This window comes from Streptomyces synnematoformans (assembly GCF_039531005.1).
Lineage (GTDB): Bacteria > Actinomycetota > Actinomycetes > Streptomycetales > Streptomycetaceae > Streptomyces > Streptomyces synnematoformans.
Genome location: NZ_BAAAPF010000019.1, coordinates 14,360 through 35,515 on the forward strand (window position 1 = coordinate 14,360; position 21,156 = coordinate 35,515).

The 21,156-nt window shown below is 74.2% G+C and carries 15 protein-coding genes; 5 read left to right on the plus strand and 10 right to left on the minus strand.

All coding sequences use genetic code 11. The annotated features are described in order from the left end of the window. Position 1: 1 nt before the first annotated feature. From ABD317_RS06180 to ABD317_RS06190, 3 genes are all read right to left on the minus strand, one after another. On the minus strand, positions 2-895 hold the full coding sequence (locus tag ABD317_RS06180) for a universal stress protein (protein WP_344288630.1): 894 nt from the start codon (positions 893-895) through the stop codon (positions 2-4). A gap of 324 nt (positions 896-1,219) precedes the next feature. Further along, positions 1,220-2,680 (minus strand): multicopper oxidase family protein, encoded by a 1,461-nt coding sequence (locus ABD317_RS06185; RefSeq protein WP_344288632.1) that lies wholly within the window; start codon positions 2,678-2,680, stop codon positions 1,220-1,222. Positions 2,681-3,232: 552 nt separating this feature from the next. Further along, positions 3,233-5,824, minus strand: coding sequence for a serine/threonine-protein kinase (locus ABD317_RS06190; RefSeq protein ID WP_344288633.1), 2,592 nt, complete (start codon positions 5,822-5,824; stop codon positions 3,233-3,235). A gap of 185 nt (positions 5,825-6,009) precedes the next feature. Here ABD317_RS06190 and ABD317_RS06195 point away from each other — a divergent pair, with 185 nt between their 5' ends. Further along, positions 6,010-6,714: a hypothetical protein gene (locus ABD317_RS06195; protein WP_344288634.1), complete on the plus strand. Its 705-nt coding sequence runs from the start codon at positions 6,010-6,012 to the stop codon at positions 6,712-6,714. A gap of 143 nt (positions 6,715-6,857) precedes the next feature. Here the strand turns inward: ABD317_RS06195 and ABD317_RS06200 are convergent, their stop codons facing one another. Beyond that, positions 6,858-7,967 (minus strand): peptidoglycan recognition protein family protein, encoded by a 1,110-nt coding sequence (locus tag ABD317_RS06200; RefSeq protein ID WP_344288635.1) that lies wholly within the window; start codon positions 7,965-7,967, stop codon positions 6,858-6,860. 377 nt (positions 7,968-8,344) lie between these two features. On the opposite strand from ABD317_RS06200, the gene recQ reads away from it, so the two are divergent. Further along, on the plus strand, positions 8,345-10,195 hold the full coding sequence (gene recQ / locus ABD317_RS06205; RefSeq protein ID WP_344288636.1) for a DNA helicase RecQ: 1,851 nt from the start codon (positions 8,345-8,347) through the stop codon (positions 10,193-10,195). A 67-nt stretch (positions 10,196-10,262) separates the two neighbouring features. On the opposite strand, the gene ABD317_RS06210 is transcribed toward recQ, so the two are convergent. After that, positions 10,263-10,736: a TIGR02611 family protein gene (locus ABD317_RS06210; protein ID WP_425582285.1), complete on the minus strand. Its 474-nt coding sequence runs from the start codon at positions 10,734-10,736 to the stop codon at positions 10,263-10,265. A 266-nt stretch (positions 10,737-11,002) separates the two neighbouring features. Between ABD317_RS06210 and ABD317_RS06215 the strand changes: the two genes are divergently transcribed. Both ABD317_RS06215 and ABD317_RS06220 read left to right on the plus strand, forming a co-directional pair. Then, the gene (locus tag ABD317_RS06215; protein ID WP_344288637.1) at positions 11,003-11,998 is read left to right on the plus strand and encodes a hypothetical protein; all 996 of its coding nucleotides are present in this window, start codon (positions 11,003-11,005) and stop codon (positions 11,996-11,998) included. Positions 11,999-12,152: 154 nt separating this feature from the next. Further along, entirely contained in the window at positions 12,153-13,658 is a 1,506-nt protein-coding gene (locus tag ABD317_RS06220) for a PQQ-dependent sugar dehydrogenase (protein ID WP_344288639.1), read from the plus strand. A gap of 85 nt (positions 13,659-13,743) precedes the next feature. On the opposite strand, the gene ABD317_RS06225 is transcribed toward ABD317_RS06220, so the two are convergent. After that, a complete protein-coding gene (locus ABD317_RS06225; RefSeq protein WP_344288640.1) occupies positions 13,744-14,709 on the minus strand; it encodes a ParB/RepB/Spo0J family partition protein in 966 nt (321 codons plus the stop codon). A 246-nt stretch (positions 14,710-14,955) separates the two neighbouring features. Here ABD317_RS06225 and ABD317_RS06230 point away from each other — a divergent pair, with 246 nt between their 5' ends. Continuing rightward, the gene (locus ABD317_RS06230; protein WP_344288641.1) at positions 14,956-16,443 is read left to right on the plus strand and encodes a vanadium-dependent haloperoxidase; all 1,488 of its coding nucleotides are present in this window, start codon (positions 14,956-14,958) and stop codon (positions 16,441-16,443) included. 98 nt (positions 16,444-16,541) lie between these two features. Here the strand turns inward: ABD317_RS06230 and ABD317_RS06235 are convergent, their stop codons facing one another. The 4 genes from ABD317_RS06235 to ABD317_RS06250 form a co-directional block, all read right to left on the minus strand. Further along, positions 16,542-18,158 carry an FAD-dependent monooxygenase gene (locus ABD317_RS06235; protein ID WP_344288642.1) on the minus strand — a complete coding sequence of 539 codons (1,617 nt, stop codon included), beginning with the start codon at positions 18,156-18,158 and terminating at the stop codon, positions 16,542-16,544. Positions 18,159-18,228: 70 nt separating this feature from the next. After that, entirely contained in the window at positions 18,229-19,893 is a 1,665-nt protein-coding gene (locus ABD317_RS06240) for a solute symporter family protein (RefSeq protein WP_344288643.1), read from the minus strand. After that, a complete protein-coding gene (locus ABD317_RS06245; protein WP_027752505.1) occupies positions 19,890-20,225 on the minus strand; it encodes a DUF485 domain-containing protein in 336 nt (111 codons plus the stop codon). Before ABD317_RS06245 ends, ABD317_RS06240 begins: the two co-directional genes overlap by 4 nt. A gap of 221 nt (positions 20,226-20,446) precedes the next feature. After that, positions 20,447-21,148 carry an SDR family oxidoreductase gene (locus ABD317_RS06250; RefSeq protein WP_027752506.1) on the minus strand — a complete coding sequence of 234 codons (702 nt, stop codon included), beginning with the start codon at positions 21,146-21,148 and terminating at the stop codon, positions 20,447-20,449. Positions 21,149-21,156 lie beyond the last annotated feature (8 nt).

Here is a 21,156-nt window from a genome sequence, read left to right on the forward strand (position 1 = left end):
GTCAGGGGCGCTCGTCGGGGGCGCGCACGACGGCGACCGGGCAGTGTGCGTGCTGCAGGAGTGCGTGGCTGACCGAGCCGAGCAGCAGCCCGGCGAAGCCGCCGTGGCCGCGGGCGCCGGTGACGAGCAGGCCGGCGTCCTTGCTGGCCTCGATGAGCAGCTCCCGGACCGGCCCCTCGACGGGGGTGCGTTCGACCGGCACGTCCGGGTACTTCCGCGCGGCCGGCGCCAGCGCCGCGCTGAGGACGCGGTCGCCCTCCTCGGCCGGCGTGCCGGGCCGTTCCGCGGCGGGCCGGGCCGGGTCCTCGGGGCGCGGGCGCAGGGTGGTCCAGGCGCTCCACACGTGGACGGCGACGAGGCCGACGTCCCGGCGGGCCGCCTCGGCGAAGGCGAAGTCGACGGCGGCGGCGCCGGCCGGGGAGCCGTCGACCGCCAGCAGCACCGGACCGCCGGTACCGCGCCCGCCGGCCCGTACGACCAGCACGGGGCAGTGGCCGTACGCGCACAGGCGGACCGCCGTGGAGCCCGCGAGCAGCCGCGCGAAGGCGCCGAGTCCGCGGGTGGCGACCACCGCCAGCTGCGCGGTCTCGGTCTCCTTGAGCAGGACCGGCATGATCTCGCCGGTCACGACGACCCCGTCGGCCGTGACGTCCGGCTCCGCCGTGCGGGCGTGCGCCACGGCGTCGTCGACGATCCTGTCCGCCTCCCGGCGCAGCTCGTCGTCCCCCGGCAGCAGTGCGGCGACGGCGGGGTAGGCGCCGAGGGCCGGCCAGACGAACGCGTGCACCACCCGCAGCCGGCACCCGCGCAGCCGCGCCTCGCGCGCGGCGGACGCGACCGCGTCGAGGCTTTCCGCGGAGCCGTCCACACCCGCGACGACCGGCGCAGTCTCCATCCCGCCACCTTCCGTTCCCGCGAGCCGCACACCTCCCGCGGGCGGGCCGCGCCCGGGGTCCGTATCCGAGCCTGGGCCAGGCCCGCGGGGCGCACCAGCGCTGCGCGCGCAGTCGGGTGAGAAGGCGGCACCTTCCGGGCGGGCCGGGGGCCGGGCGCGCCGGGGCGCGGGGCCGGGTGGCGGCGTCGCCGGCGAGGCAGCGGACGGTGCCGCGCATGTCATGGATGCGTCAATGTGACCGGCTGGCTGCCGCCCCCGGACGTCCTGAGGCGGCAGGGGCCGGCGCCGGCCGGGGGCGCGGAACCCGGCCGGCGCCGGCCGGCTTCAGCTGATCCGCATCGTGGCCATCATGCCCATCGCGGAGTGGTCCAGCATGTGGCAGTGGTACACGTACGAGCCCCGGTGGGTGTCGAACGTCGCCTGGACCTTGATCGTCTCGTTCGGGCGGAGGTTGACGGTGTCCTTGAGCCCGGCCTCGGCCGGGCCCGGGGGCCGGCCGTCGCGCTCCAGGACGCGGAACTGGACCAGGTGCATGTGGAAGTTGTGCCAGGCGATCTGGTTGAGGTTCTTGACCGTCCAGACCTCGCTGGCGCCGAACCGTATCTGCTGGTCCACCCGGTCCGGGTCGTAGAGCTTCTCGTCGATGTACGCCTGCGGGTCGGGCCGGCCGTCCTCGTCCATCCGCAGGGTGACGGTGCGCTCGGCGGTCGGCTGGGGCAGCGGGGGCAGCTCGCGCAGCACGGACGGGACGCTGCTGTCGTCCTCGGCGGTGCGGACGATGTCGAAGCGCAGGACCTGGCCGACGAGTTCGGGGTTGCCGAAGCCGCCGCTGTTCCTGAGTACGACGCTGCTGCCGACGGGGTAGCGGGAGAAGTCGATGACGACGTCGGCGCGCTCGGCGGCGGACAGCGGGATCGACGTCGTGGGGTGCGGGCCGGGCAGCAGCCCGCCGTCGGAGCCGATCTGGATCATCTCGCCGCCGTCCTCCAGACCCAGCTCCATGAAGCGCTGGTTGGAGCAGTTGAGGAAGCGGATGCGGTACTTGCGGGCGGCGACCTCGACGTACGGGTACGCCTTGCCGTTGGCGATCATCGTGGAGCGGTTCCGGTCGCTCATCGTGTAGTGCAGACCGGTGTCGTCCACGTTGGCGTCGCGGATGGCGATGGGCAGGTCGTACTCCCCGGAGGGCAGCGGCAGCGCCTCCTCGACCTCGTCGGTGAGGAGGTACTGGCCGGACAGGCCGCGGTAGACGTTCTCGGACTCCAGGTGGTGCGCGTGGTCGTGGTACCAGAGCGAGGCGTGCGGCTGCGCGTTGGGGTAGTAGTACGTACGGTCCTCACCGGGGGCGATGGTCGCCATCGGCTGGCCGTCGTGCTGCGGGTCCACCTCCCCGCCGTGCAGGTGCACCGAGGTGGGCACGTCGAGCCGGTTGCGCTGGTGGATCACGACGGGCCGGCCGCGGCGCGCCTTGATCAGCGGTCCGGGGAAGCTGCCGTTGAACGTGAGCACCCGGGTCTGTATGCCGGGGAGTATCTCCGCGGTCGCCGGGCGCATGGTCATCACGTAGACGTCGATGCCGCCGACGGACGACACCGGCGACAGCACCCTGGGTCGCGGCATGGGCTGGGTGAAGGGAGTGACGGCTGACGCGCCGGCCTTCGCCGGCTCCGCGGCGGCCGGCTGCGCCCCGGCCGGCGTCGTCGCCAGCGGCACCAGCGCCGCCCCCGTAACCCCCGTGCACGCCGTCGCCATACCGGCGGCGAGCACCCTGCGCCGACTCACCATGAAATTTTCCTCCAACGAACTGTGAACTTGTCCCCCGGCGCCGTGCCACCGCGGTGTGGCAGGGGAGACCGAGGATGAGGGGCGTGGCGTCCGGACGGCCCGGGGCCCTGTCACCCGGTCCGTGGACGGTCCCTGCGGGTCACCGTGGCGGGCCGGGGCCGGGAGCCGTTGGCCACGGCCCGCAACGGGTTCAGCGGGATCCTTGACGGATCGACAGGGAGGTGTGAGCGACTCGCACCTCTCGGCTGGAGTATGGAACGGCGCGGTTGGTACTGACTTGATTTCCTGTAGGGGGGATGGCGGCAAAGTCCGAAGCAGACTGATTTATTCTTCAACAATGTGTACGCGGGAACGGGCCGGCACGACGCGCGCTGGAGGGCCCGACCATGCAGCGGGCGGGTGGTGCTGGAGGTGTTCGGGCAGACCTCGTTCCTCGGCGGGCACCGCGCGTAGCTGTTCCGCGTGGCGATGCGCAATTTGTTCGCGGACGTCCGCCGCCGCATTCCGGCCGCCCCGTAGCCCGCCGGGCGGCCCGGGTGCGTGCCGCGGTGGTCAGGCCGCGGAGTCCCGCTCGAACCGGGTCCGGTCGGCGGCCAGCCCGGCCCGCAGGCGCTCCGCCTCCTCGTGCTCCCCCGCCTCCCCGAGGTAGTAGGCGTGGTGGTCGCGCGCGGCGAGGGTTTCGGGGTGGTCCGGACCCCCGACCCTGGCCCAGTCGGCCGCGATGCCGGCCAGCAGCCGGGCCGCCTCGGCATGCTGCCCCGCCGCACCGAGGTAGCGGGCGCTGGAGTGGCGCGCCTTCAGGGTGTCGGGGGTGTCGGGCCCCACGACGCGCGCCCAGTCGTCCGCGACCTCGCCCAGCAACCGCGCCGCCTCGGCGCACTCGCCCCCTTCGCCCAGCTCCCACCCGTGGAAGTGGCGGGCGAGCACGGTGTCGCGGTGGTCGGGGCCCTGGACGCGCGCGCGGTCGGCGGCCAGCCCGGCGTGCAGCCGGGCCGCCTCCAGGTGCCGTCCCGACCCGCCGAGATGGCTGGCGTGGCGTTCGCGCGCGCTCAGGGTGTCGAGGTGGTCGGGGCCCTCGACGCGGGCGCGGTCCGCGGCCAGCTCCGCGTACGCGCGCGCCGCCTCGTCGCGCCTCCCGGCCTCCCCGAGGTGATAGGCGTGGTAGTCACGCTCGTTGAGGGTGTCGCGGTGGTCGGGGCCCTGGACGCGCGCGCGGTCGGCGGCCAGCCCGGCGTGTGCCCGCGCGGCCTCCTCGTGCCTCCCGGCCTCCCCGACGTAATGGGCATGGTGGTGGCGCGCGTTGAGGGTGTCGCCGTGGTCCGGGCCCAGGACACGCGCGCGGTCGGCGGCCAGTTCCCCGTACGCGCGGGCGGCCTCTTCGTACTCCCCGGCCGCTCCGAGGTGGCGGGCGCGGGCGCCGCGGGCGGCCAGGGTCTCGGAGTGGTCGGGGCTCCGCAGCCGGGCCTGGTTGGGGATGAGCGCGGCCAGCAGACGCGCGGCCTCCGCGGGGTCGCCCGCCTCGCCGAGGTAGTGCGCGTGGAGCATCCGGGCGGTCAGGGTTTTGACGTGGTCGGGGCCGTGCACGCGGATCCGGTCGTCGACGAGGACGGCGAAGAGGCGCGCGGCCTGGGCGTAGTCCCCCGTGTCGGCGAGGTTGGTGGCGTGGAGGTGCCGGGCGAGCAGCGTTTCGGGGTCGTCGGGGCCCCGGAGGCGTACGGAGTCCGGGACGATGTCGGCCAGCAGCCGCAGGGCCTCCTCCGGCTCTCCCGCGTTCCCGAGGGACTCGGCGTACTGCTGGTGGGCGAGCAGGACGCCGGGGTTGTCGGGGCCGCGCAGTCGCAGCATGGCCGGGACGACGTCGGCAAGTATCCGCGCGGCCTCCTCCCACCGTTCAGCGTCCATCAGCGCCGACGCGTGGTGCTGGCGGCTGTAGGTGACGTCGGGGTGGTCGGGCCCCTGCACCCGGGTGCGGTCCGCGACGAGTGCGGCCAGCAGCCGCTCGGCCTCCGCGAAGTCGCCCGACTTGTGGACCCTGAGCGCGTGCCGGTGGCGGCGGTTCAGCGCGCGGGGGCGGTCGGCCCTCGGCACGCGGCGGCCGGAGGCGGGGGCCGGCTGCGGGGGCGGGTCCGGCGGCGGTTCCTGCGCCACCGGCTGCGTGGGGGTGTACGGCCGGGGTGCGGTCCTCGTGGGCGCGGCGTGCGGCGGCGGGGCGCCGCCGGGCTCGGTCTCGGGCCCCGTGCCGGGCGCGCCGCCGCGCGCGGCGGCCGGTGTCGCGCGGGCCTGGATGAGGTCGGCCACGGCCTCGGGCCACGGCGACCCGGCGGGGAAGTCGGCGCCCGGGTCCCAGTCCGCGGCGATCAGGCCGAGGAGTTCCGCGGGGGTGGGCCGGTCGTCCGGGTTCTTGGCCAGACAGGCGGCCACCAGGGCGCGTATCCGCCGCGGCACCGCGTCCAGCCGCGGCTCGGCCGTGACCACCCGGTGCAGGATGCCCAGCGGTGCGCCGCCGCCGAAGGGTTCGACGCCGCCGGCGGCGTAGGCCAGCACGGCGCCGCAGGAGAAGACGTCGCCGGCCTGCCGGACGTCGCCGTCCTCGGCCTGCTCCGGGGACATGAAGCCCGGCGTGCCGATGGTCGCGCCGGTCCCGGTCAGCACGGTGCCGTCCAGGGCCCGGGAGATCCCGAAGTCGATCACCCGCGGGCCGTCCGCGGCCAGCAGCACGTTCGACGGCGTGAGGTCGCGGTGGAGCAACCCCTCGGCGTGGATGGCCTGCAGCGCCTCGGCCAGCCCGGCCGCCAGCGGCCACACCGAGTCCTCCGGGAGCGCCCCGGCCGCGGCCACCGCGTCGGCCAGGGAGGGGCCGGGCACGTAGAGCGTGGCGATCCACGGCGGATCGTCCTCCGGGCCCGCCGCCATCACCGGCGCGGTGTACGCGCCGCTGACCGACCGCGCGGCGGCCACCTCGCGCCGGAACCGGTGCCGGAACTGCGGCTGCCGCGCCAGGTGGGCGTGCACCACCTTCACCGCCGCCGCCCGCCCGCCGGGCGACCGTCCGAGGAACACCTCGCCCATCCCGCCCGCGCCCAGGCGGCCGCGTAGCACGAAGTCGCCCACCCGCGCGGGATCTCCAGCCGCCAGCGGCTCCACAGCGCTCCTCCTCCCGTGCCGGGGCACCTCCCCGCCGGCACTGCTCGTCACCTACCCAACCACCGCGAGGACGTCGGCGGTTGGCCTCGGCGCGACAGGCACCGTACCGCCGGGGGACCCGTCCCCGGGCGGTGGCGGTACGGTGCGGGCGGAGCCCGGGGCGTGCGGGGGAAGGAGCGGGCATCGTGGGACGTGTGCGGCGCGGCGTCGCCGGGGTCGTGCTGGCCGCCGTCGCGGGACTGGCGGGGCCCGTCGCCTGCGGCGGGGGCGACGGGGACGTGTACAGGCGCGGGGACGGGAGCGCGGGCGGGGACGCGGCGGCGCCGAGCCCGTCCCCGTCGTCCGATCCGCTGCCGCGCACGCCGCCGGCGCCGGAGCCGCAGGTCGTGCGGAGCGCCGAGGAGGTCTGCGACTTCGCCGAGCCCTTCGAGGCCGGCAAGGTGAAGGCGTACCTTCCCGGCGGGCCGGCCTACCAGGGCCCCGGACCGCACCCGGCCGTCCTGTTCAAGGACGACCTCGCCGTCGACGAGAGCGAGCCGCCCCAGCTGCCCGGCGCGTGGACGGCGGACTACGCGGACGCCGACGCCCAGCTGGTGGTCTGCCAGTACGACGACTGGGACCACCCGAGCCGCAAGGTCGGCACCTGCACCTACCTCGGCGGCGCGAACAACACCGGCGACGGCGAGGTCGACGTGCACAGCGCGCGCTACGTCTACCGGGTCTTCGAGGCCCGCACCGGCGAGCTGGTGACGAAGTTCGCCCTCGACGGCACGACGAGCCCCGAGGAGACGTGCCCGGACTCGGCCCTCTACATCGCCGACGACTTCCAGCTCGTCACCGACGAGGCCCTCGCCGACAAGCTCCGGCCGCTCGTCACGGGCCGCCGCTGACGCCGGCGCGACCGCCGCGCCGCCCTCCGGGGGCGTACGCGGCGGTCGCGTGCCGTCCGCCGTACGCGGTGCCGTCCACCCGTACGCGGGCGCGAGCCGTGCCGCGCGGGCGGGGCCCGGTCCGTACGGGATCGGTCAGGCCGTCAGGACAGCAGCCGCTTCCACTCCGCCGCGTCCAGCTCCCGGCCCGCCGGTGCCCGCTTGCCGCGGCCGAGCAGCGCCTCCACCGCCTTCGCGACCTCGACGTCCGCGACGCGCCCGCGCGGGGTGATCAGCGGCCAGACGTCCGCGCCCAGGTAGCCGGTCTCGTCGGCGCGCTTGTGGAACTCCGCCGAGCACGCGTGCCGCTCGACGCCGCTCTGTTCGGCGAGCCGGGCGACGGCCGCCCGCGTCGACGGGCCGAACAGCCCGTCGGCCGGCAGCCCCGTGAACCCGTGGGCGCGCAGCAGGTGCTGCGCGGCGCGCACCGCCGGGCCGCTGTCGCCGGGGCGCAGCAGCGGCCACGAGGCGGTCCGGGCCGGCGCCGGCTCGCCGAGCGGGGCGGCCAGCGCCTCGCGCAGCTCCGGCAGCCGGCCGTACAGCACGTCGCCGGGGCACTCGGTGGAGTTGAAGTCGCGGTGGCCCATGATGTTCTCCACCGGCCGCCCGTACTGCCCGGCGATCCAGGCGACCATCGCGACGAGCGAGTCCCACAGCGCGTCGGGGACGTCGACGTCGGTGTACAGGCCCTCGTTCTCGATGCCGATGACCTCGCTGTTGTGGCCGCCGACGTTGGCGCCCTGCACGTGCCGGGTGCCGCCGCGCACGACGTCCAGGCTCTCGTGCCGGCCTTCGAGGTGGTAGCCGCCGCGGCTGATGGTGAACTGCTGGCCGGTGTCGCCCCAGCCGCGCTCGTCCATGTGGAAGTCCTGGATGGCCCGGCAGATTTCCATGGCGTGTTCCAGCGAGTAATCCTCGGTGTTGCCGGGTTCCACGGTGTGGTGGACGACGATGTACGTCGGCACGTGGTCGAGGATGACGATGTCGGTTTGCGGCGACCGGGCGCCCCATTCCGCGGTGCTGTAGATACGCGGCTCGGGGGCCGCGAGCGAACGGGCGGTGCCGAGCGCGGCGGGGGCCGCGGCCGCCGCGGCCGCGGGCGTGGGCGCCGCGTTCGCGAGCCCCGCCGCGCCGAGCCCGAGCGCTCCGGCCGCGGTGGCGGTCAGCCCGCCGCGCAGCAGGGCGCGGCGGTCGAAACCCGGATGTGCTGCCATCCTGGTCTCCTTCTTCAAGTGGGGGGTGGATGGGGGAAATTCTACGGGGTCGGGACATGCGCACGACAACCCCTGGTCACACCGACGACCCCTTATTCGCGGGGAATTGGGGAACAGCTCACCGCGTCAATGGGCCGACCAATGAAAGGGACGATACGCGAATAGGGAATACGCCCGGCGCCGCCTCGCCGGGCGCCGGGGCGGCCTCACACCCGCGGCCCCCGGTCCCCGTCCGGCCCCACGCGGCGGCGGCCGGACGGCCGGGCGACCGGACAGCCGGACGGCCGGGCGGCCAGGCGGCCAGGCGGCCGGACGGACTCCGGCCGGTCCTGGCGACCGCCCGGCGGGATGTCGGCGGCGGGGCATAAACTCGACCGATGAGTTCCACCGAGGCGCTTGAAGTCCTCAGCAAGGTCTTCGGCTACGAGTCGTTCCGCGAGGGCCAGCAGGAGATCATCGACCACGTCGTGGGCGGCGGCGACGCCCTCGTACTGATGCCCACGGGCGGCGGCAAGTCCCTGTGCTACCAGATCCCCGCGCTCGTACGCCCCGGCACGGGCGTGGTGATCTCCCCGCTGATCGCGCTCATGCAGGACCAGGTCGACGCGCTGCGCGCCCTCGGCGTGCGCGCCGGCTTCCTCAACTCCACACAGGACCCCGACGAGCGCCGGATGGTGGAGGCCGAGTTCGTCGCCGGCGAGATCGACCTGCTCTACCTCGCCCCCGAGCGGCTGCGGGTGGAGTCCACGCTGCGGCTGCTCGACCGCGGCACGATCGCGCTGTTCGCCATCGACGAGGCGCACTGCGTCTCGCAGTGGGGCCACGACTTCCGGCCCGACTACCTGGCGCTGTCCGCGCTGTCCGAGCGCTGGCCGGACGTGCCGCGCATCGCGCTGACCGCGACGGCGACCAAGGCCACGCACGCGGAGATCGCGAGCCGGCTGCGGCTGGAGCAGGCCCGCCACTTCGTGGCCAGCTTCGACCGGCCCAACATCCAGTACCGCATCGTGCCCAAGCGGGAGCCGAAGAAGCAGCTCCTCGACCTGCTGCGCACCGAGCACGCGGGCGACGCGGGCATCGTCTACTGCCTGTCGCGCAGGTCCGTCGAGGACACCGCGGACTTCCTCGTGAAGAACGGGATCGAGGCGCTGCCGTACCACGCCGGGCTGCCGGCGGCGACCCGCGCGGAGCACCAGTCGCGCTTCCTGCGCGAGGAGGGGGTGGCGATCGTCGCCACGATCGCGTTCGGCATGGGCATCGACAAGCCCGACGTGCGCTACGTCGCCCACCTCGACCTGCCGAAGTCCGTCGAGGGCTACTACCAGGAGACCGGCCGCGCCGGCCGCGACGGCCTGCCGTCCACCGCGTGGCTGGCGTACGGGCTGCAGGACGTGGTGCAGCAGCGCAAGCTGATCGACGGCTCCGAGGGCGACGACGCGCACCGGCGGCGGGTGAGCGCGCACCTCGACGCGATGCTCGCGCTCTGCGAGAGCGTCGACTGCCGGCGCGCGCAGCTCCTCGCCTACTTCGGCCAGAGCGGCTCGCCCTGCGGCAACTGCGACACGTGCCTGACGCCGCCGGAGTCGTGGGACGGCACGGTGGCGGCGCAGAAGCTCCTGTCGACGGTCGTCCGGCTGCGGCGCGAGCGGCGGCAGAAGTTCGGCGCCGGCCAGATCGTCGACATCCTGCTGGGCCGGAAGACGGCCAAGGTCATCCAGCACGACCACGACACGCTGTCCGTCTTCGGCGTCGGCGCCGACCTCACGGAGCACGAGTGGCGCGGCGTCGTCCGGCAGTTGCTGGCCAAGGGACTGCTCGCCGTCGAGGGCGACTACGGCACCCTGGTGCTCACCGAGGACGCCGACGAGGTGCTGTACCGGGGCCGCAAGGTGCCGCTGCGCACCGAGCCCAAGCGGCCGGCGAAGGCCGCGAAGGCTGCGAAGGCTGCGAAGGCCAAGGGGGCCGGGGACCGGCACGCCGAGGCGGCCGACCTGCCCGCGGAGGCGGCGTCGCTGTTCGACCGGCTGCGCGCGTGGCGGGGCGCGACCGCGAAGGAGCAGGGGGTGCCCGCGTACGTGATCTTCCACGACGCGACGCTGCGGCAGATCGCCACCGAGCGGCCGGGGTCGCTGGCCGCGCTGGGGTCGGTGAGCGGGGTCGGCGAGAACAAGCTCGCGAAGTACGGCGAGCAGATCCTGCAGACGGTCGCGGAGGACGACGCGGGCTGAGGAGGGCGCGCCCGCCTCCCGGCGGACGGCGCGTGGCCGTCCGCCGGGACCGCCGGGACCGCGGCCGTCAGACGTTCCAGGGCATCTCCAGACCGAACTTGTACAGGTAGACGCCGAGCAGCACGCCGCAGATCACCAGGCCCGCGGCGGTCAGGATGGCGTTGCGGCGGCGGACCTTCGGGTCGAGCGCGCGCTGTGCGGCCTCGGTGACCTTGCGCTTGGTCCAGCGCAGGACTATCTGCGCCCACACGAACTCCGTCGCCCACACGGCCATGCCGGCGAAGATCACCAGCCAGCCGGGGCCGGGCAGGGGCAGCAGGATGACGCCCCCGGTGACGATGGCCAGGCCCACGATGAAGACCCCGACCTGCCAGCTCAGGTGCAGCGCGCGGGAGCGCTGGATGAAGCCCGGTGCCCTCGACCCCCACGTCTGGTGCTCCGGCGCCTCCGGCTTCTCCGGCTCGTCCAGCTTCGCCACCGGAGCGTCGGTGTCGGTCTGCTCCATCGTCCCGTCCCCCTGATCGCCACGCTCGACATTCATGGACACACGTTACGGCGTGCGGCACCCCGTGCCGTCCACCCGGTGGCCGGTCCTGCCGGGATCGCCTCCTCCCCTGGTCGTACGCCACCCGCACGGCCCCGAGTACGCCGGCCGGGCCGGTGCCCGGGGCCGGCCGCCGGGCCGGGAGGCGCACGTACCGGCGCCGGCTTCCTTGACGCGCACACGTCGCGCGGATACGGTCCGCAACGGGTATAGCAAGCGCTTACCTCCTGTTGGCGATCCTCTTCGGGCAGGGAGACGACGCGATGCCGAAGCACAGAGGAAGCGCGGCCACGCGCGTGGCCGCGGTCGCCGCGGCGCTGGCCCTGACCGCGCTGGCGGCCGGGCCGGTGCAGGCGGCCCGGGCCGGAGACGGGCCGGGGGCAGCCGGGCGGGACGCGCCCGACGTGCTCCCCGCCGTGCTGCCGGACCTCGTCGCGTACTACGACTTCGCCCACCCGGTCCCCGGCGACCCCGCCCGCGAGCGGGACCGGGGCCGCTCCGGCACCGACATCGACCTCGTCAACGGCGGCGCCGCGATGCGCGTGCCCGACCGCGCGTACCCGGGTGCCGGCACCGCGCTGCAGACCGCCCAGGTCTCCCCCGGCACCGCCGGGAACGACGACTGGAAGGCCGGCGTCCACGCCCCCGGGGGCGTGCCGGAGCTGGGCGCGTTCAACGGGGCGGCCGCCGCCACCGTCATGGGCTGGTTCAAGGTGACGGGCGACAACCCCGCCCCCGACTCCGGCACCCCGGCCCCGGACGACCGCTACAACGCCGTCGGGCTGGCCGGCGTGCTCTCCGGCGACTCCGACGGCCACGGCGTACGGGCGCTGCTGGAGCTGATCGAGGTGGACGGCGAGCTGCGGCTCGTGGCGCTGGGCCGCCGGCTCGACGGGGGTGCCTCGCAGACGTTCGCCGCCGCCGCGGACTGGCGCCGGCTGCTGCCGCGCGACAGGTGGGTGTTCCTGGCCGCGACGTTCGACTACACCGACGGCTCCATGGCGCTGTACCGCAACGGCGAACGCCTCGACGGCTTCTACACCGTCCCCGGCGACCCGTGGCAGGTCGGCGGGCCCGGTGAGCACCGCGCGTCGCCGACCGACCCGGCCGGCATCAAGATCGGCGGGAGCTTCCCGCAGAACACGCGGGAGCGCAATCCCTGCAACTGCCGTATGGACGGCCTGATGTTCCTCGACCGCGAGCTGTCCCCCGGGCAGGTGCGGGCGCAGTACCGGCTGATGGCCTGGCCGCGCCCCTGAGCCGCACCCCCGTCCGTCCCCCTCCTCCCGCGTCCTCCCGCGTCCGTCCGCGTCCGTCCGCTTCCGTCCCCGTCCGCCCCCTCCGCCCGGCCCGCGCTCCCGCGCCGCCCCGGCCCGCAGCGCACCGGCACCACCCCAGAAACGGAGCCCGGCAGTGCCCACACCCACCCGCCGAAAGCCCCGGCCCCGCCTCCTCGCGCCCGTGCTCGCCGCGGCCGTGGCCGCGACCGCCTTCCTGACCGCCCCCGCCGCGGCCCGCACCGAGCCGGCCGCGGCCCCCGGGGACGCGATCCTGCCCAAGCCGGTGCCGGTGCAGCTCGGTCTCGTCGTGGCGGAGTACGCGCAGCTCCCGGAGTCGGAGCCGACGCCGCCGCCGACCGACCCGCGGCTGATGCGGCACGCCCGCATCAACGCCCTCGCCGAACTCCCCGACGGCTCCGGCCGCAAGGCGGTGCCCGACCTCAACGGCAAGCTCTACCTGGTCGAGGACGGCGGGCAGCCCCGCCCGTACCTCGACGTCGGCGCCGCCTTCGCGCCGCAGTTCTTCTCCGGCCAGGGCCTCGGCCAGGGCTTCGGCTACGCCGCCTTCCACCCCGGCTTCGCCCGCAACGGTATCTTCTACACCGTCCACACCGAACTGGCCTCCACCACCGACGAGGAGCCCGACCTCACCCCGCAGCCCAACACCGGCTACCACGGCATCATCACCGAATGGACGGCCGACGACCCGGCCGCCGACACGTTCTCCGGCACCCGCCGCGAGGTGCTGCGCCTCGGCTTCCAGGGCCGGATCCACGGCATCCAGCAGATCGCGTTCAACCCCACCGCCCGCCGGGGCAGCGCCGAGTACGGCAAGCTCTACATCGCCGTGGGCGACGGCGGCACGGGCGTACGCACCACCGAGCCGCAGAACCTCGCGCTGCCGCATGGCAAGCTGCTGCGGATCGACCCCCGCGGCGACGACAGCGCCAACGGCGCGTACGGCGTCCCCGCCGACAACCCCTTCGCCGACCGCCCGGGCGCCCTCGGCGAGATCCACGCCTACGGCTACCGCGACCCGCACCGGTTCAGCTGGGACAGCGGCGGCGAGCACCGGATGTACCTCGGCCACATCGGCCAGCACGCCGTGGAGTCCGTCTACGAGGTGCGGGCCGGGGACAACTCCGGCTGGAGCGAGCGCGAGGGCCCGTTCGTCTTCGACAAGAGCCCGGGCGACCCCTGCGACGCGTACAAGCCGCTGCCGCCCGACGACGACAAGTACGGCTACACCTACCCCGTGGCCGCCTACGACCACGACCCGCCGCCGGACTGGAACTGCACCTCCGACATCGGCCGCGCCGTCTCCGGCGGCTTCGTCTACCGCGGCGACGACCTGCGCAAGCTGCGCGGCACATACGTCTTCGGCGACCTCGTCGACGGCCGCGTGTTCGCCAGCCGCGCCCGCGACATGGTCCGCGGCGCCCCGCAGATGGCGACGATCCACCAGCTCAGGCTCTACGACGAGGCCACCGGCAAGCGGGTCACGGCCCGCGACCTGGCCGGCGACACCCGCGTCGACCTGCGCTTCGGGCAGGACGCGGCGGGCGAGCTGTACCTGCTGGCGAAGGCGAACGGCAAGGTCTGGAAGGTCACCGGCACCCGCGGCCCCGCGCTGCCGTAGCCGGAGACCGCACCCCCGGCGCGGGCGGCGCCGGGGGTGCGGCCGGGCCGCGCGGACGGGGGTCAGTCCGCGGGGCCGCGCTGCGTCAGCGCCCGCCGCTCCAGCACCCGCCCGAACTCCAGCCACGCCGCGGCGCACGACCGGGCCACCTCGGCCACCGGGCCGCGCCAGTGCGGCGGCACCGCGTCGACCCGTCCGGCCAGGTCGTCCGGTTCCAGCACGTGCTCGTCGGCCCAGGCCAGGAAGGCCCGGCCGCTCGGCGCGTACCGCACGGACGGGTCCCGGCCCAGGCCGTCCCGCACCGCGTGCCACCGGGCCCCGCGCCCGCCGCCCGCCCCGGCCTCGGCGGGAGGGGGTCGCGGCCGGTGCGCAGACGTTCGCGTACGTCGTGGGCCGTGCCCACCGAGACGCCGGCCGCCCGCGCGATGGCGCGCAGCGACGCCTCGGGATGCCGGGCGATCACCCGGCTCGCCCGCAGCCGGCCGGCGGAGGCGTCCAGGGGGCGGACCCGGCCGTCCCGCCCCAGCCGCCCGGCGTCGGCCCCGTCCGCGGCGCGGGCCCCGCCGCCGTCGCGCTCGGACGGGGCGAAGGAGCGCCGCCGGATCGCGCCCACCGTCGTCGGGGACAGGCCGGTGGCCGCGGCGACGGCACGGTCCGACCAGCGCCGGTGCGCCGCGAGGACGCGGACGGCCGCCGCCTCGCGGTCGTGCAGGGAGAGCGGCAGCCCGCCGGTGAGGTTGCGCTCGACGGCGCGCAGGAAGGCCGCCGTCTCGTCGCCGTCGAAGAACACGGCGGGGATGGTCGTGTCGCCGCGCAGCCGCGCGGCGTGCAGCCGGTGCATGCCGTCCACGACGCGCATCGTGCGGCGGTGCACGAGCACCGGGGGCAGGCCGGGCAGCGCGGCGAGCAGCCGCACGTGCTCGGGGTCGATCCCGGCGAGCCGGGGCGAGTCGCCGGGCCGCAGCGACGCCACCGGCACCGCGACGGCCGGGGCCGGGGTCCGCGCCGGCGGGTGCCGCTCCGGATCCGTTCTCTCCCCGCTGCCCCGCATGCGTGCACCCACCCGTCGGCCCGTAGCGGCCAGAGCGAAACGTATTACCGGCGGAATTCTTCCCGGCGGCACCCGCGCGGGCAACAGCCGCAAATGCTCCAGCATGGGTAGTGCCCACTACCCGATCGAGCAGTGGACCGGGTTGTGACGGCAGGTCTAGCGTCCTTCAGCAGTGTGCAACCCCCTTGCGGAATAAGGCGCGCCACAACGCGGATCCACCCTACGCACGAACAAGGAGACTGTCCGGTGGCGAAAGTGACACGGCTGCGGAACCGGCGCCTGGGATACGCGGTGGCCATCGCCACCGCGGCGGCGCTGACGGGGACCCTGACCAGTGCGGTGCCGGCGTCGTCGCAGGAAGACGGCTTCGACATCGACCATGACAACGTGCTGATGGAAGTCGTCTATCCCAAGTTCCAGCGGGTGTCGCGCGACGAGAGTTCGGGCCGCGCGGTGTCGCTGACGGTGGACCACGCCATGCTCATCGAAATGCCGTGGTTCGACGCCATCGCGCCCTACCACCCCACGGCGAAGGGAATCTTCTCTGAAATACCGCGGCGCCCGGAATCCGAGCACACGACACGCAACCAGAACATCGCCGTGACCTATGCCGCGTTCACCTCTCTGAACGCCGTGCTGCCGGAGTACAAGAGCCGGTGGATCGAGATGATGGAGGCGGCCGGCCTCGATCCGGACGCCACCGCGGAGGACCCGACCACGCCGAGCGGCATCGGCATCATCGCGGCCAAGAGCGCGATGGAGGCGCGGAAGGGCGACGGCAGCAACCGGGACGGCTCCCGGGGCGGCCGCAAGTACAACAAGCGGCCCTACTACGACTACACCGGCTACAAGCCGGTCAACACCGTCTACGACCTGCGCAACCCGTCACGCTGGCAGCCGAACACGTCGTCGGTGCGGAACGTCTACAAGGACCAGCAGTTCGCGACGCCGTACTACGGCCGGGTACGGCCGTTCACGTACGACAGCCCCGCCGAGTTCCGGGTCCGCCCGCCGGTGAAGAGCAACCACTGGCACCGGCGCGCCTACCGGCAGCAGGCGAACGAGGTGCTGAGGGCGTCGGCGAACCTGACCGACGAGCAGAAGATGACCGCCGAGCTGTTCAACGACAAGGTGCTCACCTTCGGCCAGTACGCGGGCACCCCGGTGGTGCTGGCGGGCAACCTGAACACCGAGCAGACGGTCCACTACATCACCATGTCCGACGTGGCGTTCGTCGACGTCACCATCGCCACCTGGCACTACAAGCGCAAGTACGACTCGGTGCGGCCGGAGACCGCCGTCGACTACCTGTACGGCGACCGGAAGCTGACCGCCTGGGGCGGCCCCGGGCAGGGCACCGTCAACGACATCACGGGCGAGGAGTGGGAGGGCTACCTGGACTCCGTCTCCGCCGACCACCCCGAGTACCCCTCCGCCAGCTCCGCGCTCTGCCTCGCCTTCGCCGCGCAGGTGCGGCAGTTCACCGGCACCGACCAGATCAAGGTGAAGGCCGAGTTCCCCCGGGGGTCGTCGCTGGTCGAGCCGGGCGTCACCCCGGCCAACGACGTCACGCTGCAGTGGAACAGCTGGACGGAGTTCGCCGACGCCTGCGGCGAGAGCCGGATCTGGGCCGGCGAGAACTTCCGGTCCTCCGTCGAGGCCGCGAAGCAGTACGCGCCCGAGATCGGCGACCGGAGCTACGAGTTCGTCCAGCGCAAGCTGAACGGCGGCTGACCCGCGGCGGGTACGGGAGCACCGCGCAGTCCGGCGCCGGGCGCCGGCGGGTGAGGTCCACCCCGTCGGCGGGCGGCGCCGCGGTGTGCGCGGCCCCGTCACACCCGCGCCGCCACCCCGGCGGCGCCCCGGACCCGCCGGACCACCGCGTCCGGGTCCGCGGGCGGGGCGTTGCCGCGCCAGGCCACATGGTGGTCCGGCCGGAGCAGGACGAGGTCGCGCTCCCACAGCTCGCGCGCGGCCGCGTCGGGCACCACCGCGTGGCGGACGGCCACGCCCTGCGCGGCGGCGGCGTTCAGCAGCGGGGCGGCGCGCCCGCCGCCGGCGAAGTCGACGAGCGTGAACGACGGGCCGAAGAGGTCGTACAGCGGGGTGCCGTCCCCCAGCAGCAGGCTGGGCGGGCGGCTGCCGGGCCAGGTGGTCGGCGTGTACGCCCGCGGGCTCCAGCCGGGGGCGGCGCCGTCGTCGGGGCAGACGACGGGCGAGTCGTCGTAGCGGTAGCCCAGTTCGACGCCGCGGTACTCGTTCTCGCCGCGCTCCTCGCCGAGGAAGGCCGCGACGGCGGCCGGCGGGGCGCCGTCGCGCAGCAGGGCGCCGGCCTTCATGTGCACGCCGATGTGCCGGTGCGAGGTGCGCATGTTGCGCAGGCCGACCGGGCGGCGGTCGGTCTCGTAGCTGTCGAGCAGCGCGGGGCCGCCGTGGTGCCGGACCATCAGGGCGACCTTCCAGGCCGCGTCCATCGCGTCGCCGATGCCGGTGTTCATCCCGTACGCGCCGGTCGGGAACATGCGGTGCGCGGCGTCGCCGGCGAGCAGGACGCGGCCGGCGCGGTAGCGGTCGGCGAGCATGAAGCCGGGGCGCCAGCGGGAGGTCAGCAGCACCTTCTCGATCTTCAGCCCGGTGCCCAGGACGTCCAGCAGGAAGCCCGCGGGGTCGGTGGGCGGGGTGTCGAACTCGTCCGGGCGCACGCCGTTGACGTGCGCGGTCCAGGTGTCGACCTCGTCCTGGGCGATGAGGACGTAGCGGAAGGCGAAGTAGTGCCAGAACGGGCCGTGCCGGTGCAGGGAGCCGCGGTCGCGGCTCTTGAAGTGCACCATGAACGCGCCGGGCAGCCCGGGGACGCCGAAGGTGTCCTCGCCGATGCCGAGGACGGCGCGGACGCGGCTCGACGCGCCGTCGCAGCCGATCACGTACCGGGACCGCAGCCGGATCCGGTCGCCGGTCAGGACGTCCACCAGGTGGCTGGTCACGCCCTGGTCGTCCTGGGTGAGGGAGTCGAACCGCAGGCCGGTGCGCAGGTCGACGCGGTGGTGGCGCCGGCAGTGGGCGCGCAGCACCGGCTCCAGCTCCGTCTGGGATATCCGCTGGCCGGGCTCGGCGGAGCCGGTGCCGTCGTTGTGCGCGGCGAAGCGGCGCCGCTCCTCGTCGACGGAGGGCAGCGCCCAGGTGGTGATCGGCGTGCCGGCGAGCCCGGTGGACCAGACGACGTCGGCCGGGTGCCCGGGCGCGACGCCGGCGGCGCGGACGTCGTCGGCGACGCCGAGCTGCCTGAGGAACTCCATGCTGCGGGCGTTGACGAAGTCGAGTTTGGGGTGCGCGGAGGTCTCGGAGCTCTGGTCGGCGAGTATGCACCGGACGCCCTGGCGGGCGAGCGCCAGCGCGGTCGCCATGCCGACCGGGCCGGCGCCCACGACGAGTACGGGTGCGGGTTCCACGGTTGCCTCCCCTCAGGGGTGTGGGGCGGCACCCGGCCGCCCCACACCCCGTCGCAGTCTGCGGTTGTCTTCAGCGGGCTTCGCTGGGCGTACGGGGCCTGTCGTCGCCGTCCGCGCCCGTGCGGGCCGCCGCGGGCGCGCGGCCGCCGGTCAGGGCCCGGACCTGCATCTCGGCGAAGGCCTTGTCGTCGCGCTCCTTGCTGCTGAGGGAGCCGAAGTAGCCGAGCAGGAAGCCGGCCGGGATGGTGATCAGCCCGGGTTCGATGTCGATGAACTTGAAGTTGGCGCCGGCGAGGATCGCGTCGTCCGGCCCCGAGACCCCGTTGGAGAACACCACCAGGAACATCAGGAGCGCGGTGCCGCCGTAGACGATCCACTTCAGCCCGGCGGTGTTGAACCGGCGCCAGAACAGGGCGTAGACGACGGCCGGGAGTACCGCGGTGCCGGCCAGGTCGATCGAGGTCGGGATGAAGATGTGGGTGCGCACCGGCAGCATCGCGACGCCGACGAGCACCGAGGCGATGCCGATCCGCAGGGTGTTGCGCCGGATGTCCCGCAGTTCGCCGGCCGGGTCCGGCTTGCGGCCGCGTACGACGTTGAGGTCCTTGGTGACGCAGGTGACCGCGTTGATGAGCAGGGCGGCGTAGACGCCGACGATCGTCAGCAGGGCGATCGGCGCGAGCACGCCGATCATCACCGGTCCGCCCAGCTCGTCCACGAGCTTGGGCAGGCTGATGTCGCGGTGGGCCTTGATCACGCCGATCCGCTCGGAGCCGAGGACCGCCACGGAGGCGAAGCCGACGATCGCCATGCACAGGTAGACGCCGACGACGATCATCGACGCCCAGCCGGCGGAGCGGCGGGCGTCCCGGCCGCTGGTCGTGGCGAAGTTGCGCAGGAACAGGAACGGGATGGCGGCCACGCCGACGGCGACGCAGAAGAGCTTGGAGAGGTGGACCAGCCGGTGCTGGCCCTCGCCGAACTCGCGTCCCGGGCCGAGCAGGTCGTAGCCGGCGGGGACGTCCTTGCGGTTCTGCTCGGCCTTGTCGAGGATGTCGAAGACGTTCAGGTTGAACTCCGCGAGCACCAGGAGCGTCAGCACCAGCACGACGGTGAGCGTGAGGATCGCCTTGAACACCAGCAGCCGGGTGACGCCCGCCATGCCGGCCGTGTACGCGTAGAAGACGGTGACGAGGCCGACGACGAGGACCGAGAGGCCCAGTCCCGCGACGTTGTCCAGGCCGAACCAGCGGTTGAAGATGAAGGCGATCGCCGCGAGGCTGATGATCGTGAACATCCCGTAGATCAGCAGTGTGACGACCGCCGCGGCCTTGCGCGCCTGACGTTCCTCGGCGCGCATCGCGAAGATGTCGCCGAGCGTGTATCCGCCGAGGTTGCGCACGGGCGAGGCGAAGAGCAGCACCCCGAGCACCATCGAGGTCGTGAACGCGGTCAGCAGCATCGCGGCGTCGTAGCCGTTGAGCGCGATGTGCCCGGTGATGATGAACAGGGTGGAGTACATGAGCGGTGCGGACGCCAGCGCGACGGCGTTCTGCACGGGCCCGATCCGGCGGCCGGCGACGAGGAAGTCGTCGGAGGTGCGCACGCTGTCGCGCACCGCCTTGACGACGAAGTACACGGCGACGGCGGCCGCTATCGTCGCGGGTATCGCGATCTCGGGCACCGCCCAGGTGTTGTCGATGGGCGGCGGCGGGTCGGCGAGGGTCGTGCTCATCGCGGCTCTCCTTCCAGTTCCGCCCGGACCTGGTCGGTCAAGGGGTCAAGCCGGTTGGCGGCGTAGCGCAGGTACGTCGCGCAGACCGTCACGACGACGGCGAACGTCAGGAACATGAACAGCAGGCCGACGTTGACGGGGCCGCCTATCTCCTGCCGGAAGAAGCCGGGGGCGAAGGCGGCCAGCGCCGTCCCGGCGAACCACCAGCCGAAGAACAGCACGCTCGCCCGGATGAGGAAGGAATTCGTCTGGCGCTGCAGGGACTTGAACCCGGCGCTGCCGTGCACGGCGACGTAGCGGTCGCCGTCCGCCGACGAGTCCGTCGAACTCATGACACCTCCTTGGCAGGGACGTCGGGACGAGGACGTCCGGACGTGCGGTCATCACTGCAGTGTTGGGGGATCGCCTCGGCGTGGACATGACCCATTCGCGCGATCTCGGGGCGCGGCGGGGGATTGGCGTGACCGCCCCGGGATTCACGTGGCCCGGCGCTTTCCCTCTCCGTGGCGGCACGGCCGGAAGGGCACGGATGCGAGGGGGCGGTGCCGCGCGGTCAGATGAGGACGTCGCCGCCGTCGATGTTGAGGTTGACGCCGTTGATGGCGCGGTTCTCCAGCAGGAACGAGATCGCGTGGGTACAGTCCCGCATCGTCACCGGCCGTTTGGTCAGGGCCTTCTCCTCCGCCGCCGCCCGCGCGGCCGGCTTGTCGCTCCAGAACGGGGTGTCGGCGACGATGCTCGGGTGCAGGGCGTTGACGCGGACCGGCGACAGCTCGACCGCCAGGGTCCGCACCAGCGCGCCGATCCCCCCGTTGGCGGTGGTCACCGTGGTCGACCCGGGGTACGGGCGGTGGCTGGCCAGGCCGCCGAGCAGGACGACGGCCCCGTGCCCGGACATCTTCGGGGCGAGCGCGTGCAAGACCGCGGTGTAGCCGACGAGCTTCACGGTCAGCAGCCGGGCGGCGTCGTCCGGGCGGTAGTCGCGCACGGTGTTGAAGTCCCGGTCGAGCGCCGTGAGCACCAGGTGGTCGACGCGCTCGACGCCGGCCAGCGCGGCGGCGACGCCCGCGGTGTCGGCCAGGTCCAGCGCGACCGCGCGGGTCCGGCCGCCGATCTCGTCGGCGGCGGCCTTGGTGCGGCCCTCGGCGCGGCCGGTGATGACGACGTCGCTGCCGCGGTCCGCGCAGGTCTGGGCGAAGTGCCGCCCGATCCCCGACGTTCCGCCGACCACGACGACGTGAGTGCGTTCCGACACGGTGGTGT

Coding starts and splice junctions, on each gene's coding strand:
- ABD317_RS06245 (WP_027752505.1), bottom strand. CDS start 20,225: ATGAGTTCGACGGACTCGTCGGCGGACGGCGACCGCTACGTCGCCGTG.
- ABD317_RS06225 (WP_344288640.1), bottom strand. CDS start 14,709: ATGCGGGGCAGCGGGGAGAGAACGGATCCGGAGCGGCACCCGCCGGCG.
- ABD317_RS06200 (WP_344288635.1), bottom strand. CDS start 7,967: ATGGCAGCACATCCGGGTTTCGACCGCCGCGCCCTGCTGCGCGGCGGG.
- recQ (WP_344288636.1), top strand. CDS start 8,345: ATGAGTTCCACCGAGGCGCTTGAAGTCCTCAGCAAGGTCTTCGGCTAC.
- ABD317_RS06180 (WP_344288630.1), bottom strand. CDS start 895: ATGGAGACTGCGCCGGTCGTCGCGGGTGTGGACGGCTCCGCGGAAAGC.
- ABD317_RS06215 (WP_344288637.1), top strand. CDS start 11,003: ATGCCGAAGCACAGAGGAAGCGCGGCCACGCGCGTGGCCGCGGTCGCC.
- ABD317_RS06185 (WP_344288632.1), bottom strand. CDS start 2,680: ATGGTGAGTCGGCGCAGGGTGCTCGCCGCCGGTATGGCGACGGCGTGC.
- ABD317_RS06240 (WP_344288643.1), bottom strand. CDS start 19,893: ATGAGCACGACCCTCGCCGACCCGCCGCCGCCCATCGACAACACCTGG.
- ABD317_RS06210 (WP_425582285.1), bottom strand. CDS start 10,736: ATGAATGTCGAGCGTGGCGATCAGGGGGACGGGACGATGGAGCAGACC.